At 32.5% G+C, this 252-nt stretch carries 1 protein-coding gene and 1 pseudogene; both read right to left on the bottom strand.

Features of this window, described 5'->3' with window-relative positions; translation table 11 throughout:
• A pseudogene (locus RTW80_RS30110) lies at positions 1-116 on the bottom strand (UDP-glucose--(glucosyl)LPS alpha-1,2-glucosyltransferase); the annotation flags it as partial.
• 8 nt (positions 117-124) lie between these two features.
• The coding region (locus tag RTW80_RS30105) for a glycosyltransferase family 8 C-terminal domain-containing protein (protein WP_312721843.1) at positions 125-252 on the bottom strand (128 nt) is incomplete at its 5' end.

Here is a 252-nt window from a genome sequence, read left to right as displayed (position 1 = left end):
CGATTTGGAAAATTGGTACGCTGAGCAACCTGATACATCCACGTTTCAACAGCAGCCGCTCCGCGAGGAGGAATTGAAAAAATAGGAGTAACCGTAAATATTATTTTATCAACCATCTCGTATATTAACCTTTCATAACATTATATTTAATTGCTGTAAAAACACCTTCGAGAAATTTTTTCTGGTAAAGCAAGTGTTTATATTTTTCTTTGTACTCATGTTTTTTAACAGCTTTTTTATAAGGTATATTTC

Origin of the sequence: Escherichia sp. AM3 (assembly GCF_032029835.1) — a bacterium.
GTDB classification, from domain to species: Bacteria; Pseudomonadota; Gammaproteobacteria; order Enterobacterales; family Enterobacteriaceae; genus Escherichia; species Escherichia coli.
Note: the sequence above shows the minus strand (reverse complement) of the source record. Positions and strands in the feature narration are given on the sequence as shown.